Source organism: Denitrificimonas halotolerans (assembly GCF_034259425.1).
In the GTDB taxonomy this organism is placed as follows: domain Bacteria; phylum Pseudomonadota; class Gammaproteobacteria; order Pseudomonadales; family Pseudomonadaceae; genus Denitrificimonas; species Denitrificimonas halotolerans.
In genome coordinates this window covers 34,458-44,357 of the sequence record NZ_JAXIVU010000019.1, presented here as the reverse complement: position 1 = coordinate 44,357, position 9,900 = coordinate 34,458, and the positions used below count along the sequence as shown (strand labels likewise).

The following is a 9,900-nucleotide window of genomic DNA, read 5'->3' as shown; positions in this document are numbered from 1 at the left end:
GTATCGCCGATGGTAGTGTGGGGTTTCCCCATGTGAGAGTAGGTCATCGTCAAGCTTATACAGCAAAACCCCAGTTCAGAAATGAACTGGGGTTTTTTTATGCCCAGAAAAAACAGCAGCTGCAGGACAATGCAGTCTGAATCAGCCGTGCGCAAAATAAAGGACGAACAATTAGAAGCAGATAGCAGATAGCAGATAGCAGATAGCAGATAGAAGTCAGTACTGCACTGTAACATCCAGCCCGAGCAGCGCCACGTTCTGATATGTACATTCGGAGGGGTAATTCAACGCTTGAGTGGCATTCTCATCCTGAGGGTGCTCAATACAGCCTTCCTTAGCCATAACGCTCAAAACACCAGTGTCCTTAAGGGCTCTTGCGTGCAACCATCCTTGGTCTTTTAACCGTGTCTGATGACTCACCTTCCTAGCTCACCTTCAGCACAGGCCCTGTTCGAATCACGCTACAGTGCAGTACTTAATGTGTATTCTAGCCTGCAATGACCTGCTGTCAGGGCGACAAAAGTATAGTAATTAACTGTTAAATCTGGACTACAGTGAAAAGATTGTGCGCGGTTTATATTGGTTTAGATGGCTATAAGGTTTGGCGCTTTAAATGCAAAATTGATCTGATGTGCGCTTTTTAATATAGAGGTCGTATAACTTAATTGTGTTTGATTTTTAGTCAATACTGTTTTAAGTGAAATGTTTTTATTTTGAATTTTTGGTATGATTGAATAGATGTGGGTAGGCTGCATTATTATATAAGCCAATTTATAAGTGTGCATGTAAGCCAATTTCTAAGTGTGCATGATTTGGAGTGCTCTCAAATGGAACAAAACTCGATAGGTATAGTTAGCAAAGCAAATGGTATCGTGCGAGCGGCTGATTGGGGCACGCCAATAGTGCTGCAAGAAACAAGCTTGGTGAAGCTGCCATTGTCATTAGACATGGTGCAGGCCTACGATCAATTAGATGAAGACCTGATTATTCGTTTACATAATGGTGAGCAGGTTCGTGTTCAAGGTTTTTTTAATAAGTTTGAAGATGAAGAACACAGTGAGTTGGTGCTAGAGGGTGAGGACGGTAGCACATGGTTGGGTAGTTTTGATGCCGTTAACTCTGAGTTTATGTTTTCAGAAATCAGCTCTGCAGATGTTGCAGCAGCCGGAGAGGCTATCAAGTCTGGTGCGGTAGCAGCTGAGGCTCCCATTAGCACTGAAGGTTGGGTGGTTACTGCTTTAGCATTTTTAGCAATTGCTGGCATTGTTAGTGCCTCTTCTAGCTCAGGATCTAGCTCACGGAAATTCACTCCGGCTGAGGATGAGCAGCCTAAAGAACCAGAAGTACCTAAAACACCAAAGATTGAAGACATCACCAATAACTATGATGAGGATGGTGACCTCACTGACACCACCATCCGTGGTGAGGCTGAGCCAGGCAGTACCGTTGATATCACCGACTCAGAGACGGGCGAGGTAGTTGGTAGCGGCGCTGCTGATGCAGATGGCAATTTTGAAGTTGTGGTTGAAGGTGGCTTAGAAGACGGTAAAGATTACGATGTCACCGCCAAAGACCCCTCAGGCAACGTGTCGGATAAAGAAACCATTACCGGTGATACCCAAGCGCCTGCAGCACCAGTGGTTGAAGATGTCATCAACGGCTTTGACGATAATGGTGATATCACTGACACCACCATCCGTGGTGAGGCTGAGCCAGGCAGCACCGTTGATATCGCCGACTCAGTGACGGGTGACGTAGTTGGCACGGGCACCGCTGATGCAGATGGCAATTTTGAAGTTGTGGTTGACGGTGGTCTAAAAAACGGCCAAGACTACGATGTTACCGCCAAAGACTCCTTAGGCAACGTGTCGGATAAAGAAACCATTACCGGTGACACCATCGCGCCGACAAAGCCTGAAGTAGAAGACATCACTAATAACTTCGATGAAGACGGCAACCTCACTGACACCACCATCCGTGGTAAAGCCGAGGCGGGTAGCACGGTTGAAGTCACCGATCCAGTGACGGGCGACGTAGTTGGTAGCGGCACTGCTGATGCAGATGGCAATTTTGAAGTTGTGGTTGACGGTGGTCTAAAAAACGGCCAAGACTACGATGTTACCGCCAAAGACTCCTTAGGCAACGTGTCGGATAAAGAAACCATTACCGGTGACACCATCGCGCCGACAAAGCCTGAAGTAGAAGACATCACCAATAACTTTGATGAAGACGGCACCCTCACTGACACCACCATCCGTGGTGAGGCTGAACCAGGTAGCACCGTTGATATCACCGATCCAGTGACGGGCGAGGTAGTTGGTAGCGGCACTGCTGATGCAGATGGCAATTTTGAAGTCGTCGTGGAAGGTGGCTTAGAAGACGGTCAAGACTATGACGTCACTGCTAAAGATTCAGCGGGTAACACGTCTGATCCAACACAAGTGAAAGGTGATACCACAGCGCCTGCAGCGCCCACAGCGCAGCTTGCTGAAGATACCGGTTCAAGTGCCGAAGATGGCATCACCAATAATGGCCAAATCAAGGTTGATGGTTTAGAACAAGACGCTACTTGGGAGTACTCCACTGATGGCGGAGAAAACTGGGTTGCTGGCACAGGCGACTCCTTTATCTTGCAGGAAGGTAATTATCAAGAAGGCGACATTCAAGTACGCCAAACCGATACCTTTGGCAACACAAGCAAACCAACGAAGCTTGGTGAAATCACGGTAGATACTCAGCCGCCTAGCATTGTTAACCTAGAGAGCTACAACTTAGATACCGATAGCCCTGCAAACGGCGAAGCCAATAAAACCGTGGTGACCTTTAAAGGTGAGCCTGGTGTGGTTTATCAAGTTACTATCGGTGACACCACAAAAACGAGCAGAGGCAATGCTGAGGGCCAGCATAAGGTCTCCTTCTTACCACCCGCAGACATGGGTGCGGAAGTTACCATTACCGGTACGGATACCGCAGGCAACAGCATCAGCGAAACAACACAAGTGTCGGATGAGCTACGCTTTGACGATACCAGTGCGCCAGATGACGGTAGCACGAGCGTGGCTGTTGATCCTATTACTGCTGACAACATTCTCAACAAGGCAGAATCAGAAACTAAAACAGCAGTGAGCGGCACCGTAAAAGGTGAGTTTACCGCAGGCGATACCATCACCATCACACTGGGCGGTAACGTCATTGGCACGGGGAGCGTGGATGCCGATGGTCGCTTTAGTGTCGAGGTGGATGGTTCTGATTTAGCTGCTGCGGAACAGATTGATGTGACCGTAGAGGCGAGCAGCGCTGCAGGCGTTAAAGGTGAAATCACCACCGAGCATTCCTACAGCGTAGACATTGTTGCGCCAAAAGTGGACCAAGTGGCCACCATTACTTTAGACAAGAGCCCAGCCGATGGCACACCAGATATCACCTTTGTGTCTTTTAGAGGTGATGATGCAGAAGCCACTTACACAGTGGTAATCGGCAATACCGCTGTGACCGCCACTGGCCCCGATGAAGATGGCTTTTATGTGGCTGAATTCCCGCCACAAGCAGCAGGCCAAGAGGTGGTAATCACTGCCACTGATACAGCGGGTAACACTACAATCATCAAAGACGCTACTCCCACAGAGATCACCTCAGGCGATACTGAAGTACCTATGCAGCCTGAAATCACCAGCGTTACCAACAGCTTTGATGAGCAAGGTGAACTCACAGGTACTGTGATTAAAGGTAAAACCGATAGCGGCGCTTTAGTGCAGTTATACGACGCTCAGGGTACGCTGATCAGCGAAGTTAAAGCCAATATCAACGGTAATTTTGAGTTTGCTGGCAACGTGCTAGAGAATGGAAAAGAATACACCGTTTCCGCTAAGTATGAGCTAGGTAACTCATCGCCAGCGGTCACCGTGGTGGGCGATACTGAAGCGCCGAATGTTGACACTGTTAAAATTGTGCAACTGGATACCTCTGATCCTGCTGACGGTGCAGCCAATCAAACCCTGTTGACCTTCAACACCGATGAACCGGATGCAGAGTTTACGTTTAGCGTTCTTGATGAAAATGGTCAGCCCAAAACGTACACGGGGAATGTGGAGTACTCGGCAAAAGGCGATACAGTCACTGCGACCTTTGAGCCAGCATTGAGCGCAGGCGACAAAATCATCATTACCGGCACCGACAGTTATGGCAATACCAGCGACACGGTATCCGACGACGCTGTAGTACCAGATGAAGTAACGAGTGTGGGCGATATCGTGCCACCTGAGCTGACCGATGTGAGTTTAAGTGAGAATACGGACGAAGATAGCGGTGAGTTAACCGGCCACACGTTCAGCTTCACCACCGACGACCCAACCGCGACTTATAAGGTTACGGTTAATGGTGTAACGCACGAAGGCACGCCTGACATTGAGGACGGAACCTATACTTATACCTTTGAACCACCGCTGAACGCAGGTGACAAGGTTGAGGTCGAGGCCAAAGACCTAGCAGGCAATACCTCCAGCGCAAGCGCCACCGCAGAGATATTTTTGCATATCACGGGTACTGAGCAATGGGATACCAACGACCCTGCCAACGGCAAGGCCGATGAGACCATCGTGAAGTTTGTGGCGAACAACAAAGAACCAGATACCTTTAGCGCCATAAATGCGAAAGGTGAAAAAATCGATGTCACCGTAACGCGCCTAAATAAAGCTGAGGGCGAAGATGACACGGCGCCATGGGAATATAAAGTGACCTTTGAGCCAGCCTTAGCCGAAGGTGAGACAGTGTTCATTGTTGGCAAACTTGAAGGCTTGGATGAGGTTGTAAAAGAAGCGACCGTTCCTGACAGCATTACTGACTTTGCAGACGAAGACAAACCGGATGCGCCAGAAGTAGATGGCTTTACCAATAACAAGGATGACAACAGCACCACAGTAACGGGTAAAGCCGAGGCTGGCAGCACCGTCAAAATCACCGATCCAGACGGCAATGAAGTTGGCAGCGGTATCGCTGATGATGACGGTAATTTTGAAATCGTCGTGGACAGTGGCTTAGCAAACGGCAAAGACTATAACGTCACAGCAACCGATAAGGCCGGTAATGATTCTGATCCTACTACTGTAACCGGCGATACTACTGCGCCCGAGAAATTGGCAGACGATGCCATCAAAATTGGTAACGATGGCGACGACTTTATTAATGCTACTGAAATTACCGATGGCAAAGTCACTGTTGTGATTGAGCTGCCTAAAGATGCTGAAGACACTGTGTTAACTGAAGCTGGCGATATTTTGGTGGTGAATGGTGTTGATTATGTCATCACTGCAGATGATGTAACGGCTGGCAAAGTAGAGTTCGAGCTTGATGCACCTAAAGAAGGTGAGCAGCTCACAGTCGATGCCTTCCTTAAAGATGAGCACAACAACGAATCAGAGAAAGTCACTGTAAGCGCTACAGCCGACACCGAAGCGCCCGCTAAGCCTATTATCGATAGTGTTGAAGTAGGTGCTGACGATAAAGTGACAAAGGTTGAAGGCCGTACTGAGTCAAACGCAATCATTAAGGATACAGAAGGCAATCAGCTTGCTACAGCAGATGAAGACGGTAAGTTCACCATAAACCCTGCACCTGAGGGCTGGGACGGTAACCTTACTGCTGAAGATGCAGCAGGCAACCAAAGTGAGCCAGTTAACGTCTTTAAACTACCGGGCATTGAGAAGGGCTTTGATAACGTTGCTTCGGTTGATGAAGGTGGTGTGGCGACAGAATATGATATGCCTGCTGAGCACGATCAGTTCAGCAATAACGGCTTCACCAATGACGCCACGCCTTACTTTGAGATCCCAGCCGGTCAAGCTGCTAACGCCAACAAAAACGTTTTGATCATCACCGATGCCGATGGCAATCAAACGGTGGTTAATGCTCAAGTTAAAGACTTGGGTGATGGTAAGACGTACCTAGAAATCACCGATAAGCTTGTTGACGGTAAGTATCAAGTGCAATACACCACCGATGCTGATGCTAAACCAGCTGAAGGCGATGAGCTTCAAGTATTGCCTTCACAAGATAACGAACTCTCAGAAAGCCTCACCTTCACCGTCGATACTCAGTCGCCTGCCGCGCCTAGCATCGAAGAAGTGCAAAACACCTTTGATGATGCCGGTGTCGCAACTGGCACCACCATCAGCGGTAAAGTGCAGGACAAGAAGGACGCTGCAGAAGCCGGCGCAACAGTAGAGGTTAAAGCTGCTGACGGCACTGTGGTGGGTACAGGTGTCACCGACACAGACGGTAACTTCACCATTAACCTTGTGCCAGCTTTAACAGATGGTCAAGACTACACTGTCGAAGCCACAGACAAAGCGGGCAACACCTCCAAGGTGTCTGACAGCATTACAGGTGATACCACCGCACCAACAGCATTAGGCCCAGATGCAATCAAGATAGGTGACGATGATAACACCGATTACATCAATGCAGCTGAAGTTACAGAAGGCAAGTTCAATGTCACTGTAACGTTACCTAAAACCGGTGTTGAAGCAGGTGATATCTTAGTCATCAATGGCGAAGAGATTACAATCACTCAAGCGCATTTAGTTGCGGAAAAAGTTGAACATCAGCTATCCACCGATGGCTACGCCGAAGGCGAGACAATTACTGTTGATGCAGTGATCAAAGATGCCTTTGGTAACAGCAATGATGGTATTTCAGCTGAGGCCATCTTGGATACCCAAAAGCCTGAGGTTGAATTTAAACAGGTCAACCCAACAGAGTTCACCTTAAACGTCAGCGAAGCGGGCACAGTAGTGCTGACCGATCAAAATGGTAACCCACTAAAAACCATTGAAGTGACAGAGGCGCAAGCTGGTACTAATGTGACTGTCACCTTTGATCAGGAGTTTGCGCCTAATACGCAAATCAAGATCTCGGCCACAGACAAAGCCGGCAACGTAACTGACACGCAGATTTTCGTTGAAAATATCCGCACAGAAGCATCAGACAATACCGAAGAGCTAGTCCTCGATATTGTTGCTACCAAGCGTGAAGCTACCGAGAGCGAAAGCATTGCTGGCCAAAAAGTCACCAGCTTTGGTGTGGTTTCTGCGGGCCTCGGTGGTGTAGCTGATGCTGGCGTACTCGACTTTGCTAATAACGCCATTGAGTTAAATGTTGCCGAAGGCACCGAGCGCGTATTGGAGCTTTTTGCAGAAGGTGGTGGTGTTTCAATTGGTGATACCTACGACTTAATCATCTACAAAGAAGACGCTTACGGCAATACCAAGTTTTATGATGTGTATGACGACTGGTTTACAGTGCCATTCTTGGGTTTCACTCAAGACGGTGAAATTAGTATTACCGAACCGGGTAAATACCACATCATGTTAAGCGCTAAAGCCGGTGTGAAAGTGATTGGTGGTGCGGCCTTAACAGTGACGAAGGACACCGTCGTCGATTATAACGAGTACGAAAGTGTGTCTGGGGTGCAGCAAGGTAACGTGTTAACTGACCTTGACTTAAGCGGTAAAGACCAAATCGATGAGCCAGACAACACCCGCATCACTAAAATCACGTATAAAGATGGGGTGGGCACTCATGAGGTTGACGTACCTGCGGTAGGTTCCACTGTCATCCAATTGACGCACGGCACCTTAACCATCTCAGCTAAAGGTAACTACACCTATAAGCTTAATGAGGGTGCTAATCCTCAGTTTCGTGAGCAAGAAAAAGTTACCTACACCATTACCAACAGTAAGACGGGTGACAGCTCAAGTGCTGATTTAACCATTAATTTAGTGGACAAACCCAGCAACATAGTGCCTGACAGCACTGTATGGCTTGATATGAAGCCTGAAGCTAAAGAGATCGACATACCAGCTAAAGATCAATTGAGCTCTAAAACCTGGGCAGATATTGTCGGTGTGGGCTTAGGTATCGCTGACATTGGCCTAATTGCGATTGAAAACGGTTTAGAAATTAACGTTGGTGAAAACCAAGTGCGCGATGTAACTTTCTGGGCCGACGGTGGTGCACCAGTAGCACTGGGTTACTCGCCTGTAGATTTAGTGATTTACAAAAAGGAAACCACTGCTAACGGTGATTTCTGGCAGCTGTATACCATCGAAGAAGACTGGTTTGGTATTGTAGGCGTTGTGGTGGGTGCGGGACGCACTTCTGAGGATAAAACCTTCCGCTTTGATGAAGGTGAATACAAAGCGGTATTAGTACCTACCACAGGTGGCGTGAATGTGATTCCGTCAACCACCCTGCACATTCGTGAAGACAAATTGTACGAGTACGAACAAACCAACGCTAAGGTCGAAACTGATCTTGGGCTAGATGAAGGTGCTGTGGTGTACAGTGTGGATGGTGAACCATTGGCTGAGGGTGACAATATCATCCAAGGCCAATATGGCACACTGACCATTAATGCAGATGGCAGTTACAGCTATGAGTTGTACCAAAACATCGCTTATAAAGACATCGGTAACATGGAAACCTTCAGCTACAGCATTCTTGGTGCTGATAACAAGCTGTATAACTCCACCTTGAACATTGTGATCAACAACGTTCAAGCTAACGATGACTCTGGTGATGCGCGCTTTGGCTTAGATAACCAAGAAGCCTACGGGGGCTGGGAGGCCGGTGGCATCAAAGGCGGCGCAGGCAATTCAACATACAGCCCAGACTTAATTGAGGTGCAGGCTAACCAAGTCTATGACTTAACCTTAAATTATAATCTCAATCCGACTACAGCGCGTGTGGATGAGTTTGTCATTCGTGTGATTGATGTGAAAACAGGCCAAGTGATTGAAACCTATAAGCCAAATGTTAGGGGTGAAAAAGGTGAGCTGAGCTGGAGCTTAACTGAGGGGCAGTATCGCGTTGAAGTGATCATTGATCCACGTTTGGCCAATACAGTAAGCTACAATTTGAGTTTGCAAGGCACCATCACCACCCTAGACGAGTTCCAAGCAGAACAAGCCAACACCATAGTGGAAGAAGGCAACTTGCTCGATAACGACACCTATAAAGAAGGTGCAGGTATTGCCGAGTTGGCCCACATTGAGGTAAACGGTAAGCCATTGGATATCGTGGTGGATGGGCAGTTTGATAACAACCTGTATAAGTCTATTACCATTGAAGGCGAACACGGCACCTTAGTGGTGCAGCAAGATGGCTCTTACACATACACCGCCCATGGTGATTCCTATGGCGTAGACGTGTTTGACTACAAGCTGATTTCCATTGCCGGTTCCAGTGACAGCGCTACACTCACCTTTAACGCAGGCATGAACGCCACTGGCTCCAAGTATGACGATGTCATCACGAGCACGGCGGGCAATGACACCTTTGAGGGTGGTTTAGGTTCAGACACCTTAAACTTCGACTTGCTCGATGAGGATGACGCCACCGGAGGCAACGGTGTTGATACTTGGACCGACTTCCACTTTGGTACGGGCGACAATGCTGATGTGATCGATATTTCTGACCTACTACTGAAGGGTTCGGGAGAGATTGATCTGAATGACTTCTTGAAGTTGGAGCATAATGCAGAAGAGGAAACACTCACACTAAGCATTGACCGCGACGGCGCAGCCGATGGATTCGGCTTTGAAGAACTGCTGGTATTAACAGAACATACGGAGTCGAAAACTTTGGATGATTTGTTGAATAACGAGCAAATTATATACTAGCCACAAACGCCACCCCGCCTCTAAACGCAAGGGTGGCTTCTTAAACACACCCAACCCCGAAAGCCAGCACGGTTTTCGGGGTTTTTTTTGCTACAAACAAGTGCAGAAATCTAACCAATAAAACGTTTCTCTCGAATTATGTTAGGCACATCCGCCACAATTAAAACCTCTGTGTAATGCTTACTTCTTATGAGCATGGCTATCCGATAAAAGTGCGCATTTA

1 protein-coding gene is annotated in these 9,900 nt (G+C 47.9%); it reads left to right on the top strand.

Features of this window, described 5'->3' with window-relative positions:
• Positions 1 to 827 precede the first annotated feature (827 nt).
• On the top strand, positions 828 to 9,677 hold the full coding sequence (locus TOI97_RS11315) for a BapA/Bap/LapF family large adhesin (RefSeq protein WP_321554236.1): 8,850 nt from the start codon (positions 828 to 830) through the stop codon (positions 9,675 to 9,677).
• Positions 9,678 to 9,900 lie beyond the last annotated feature (223 nt).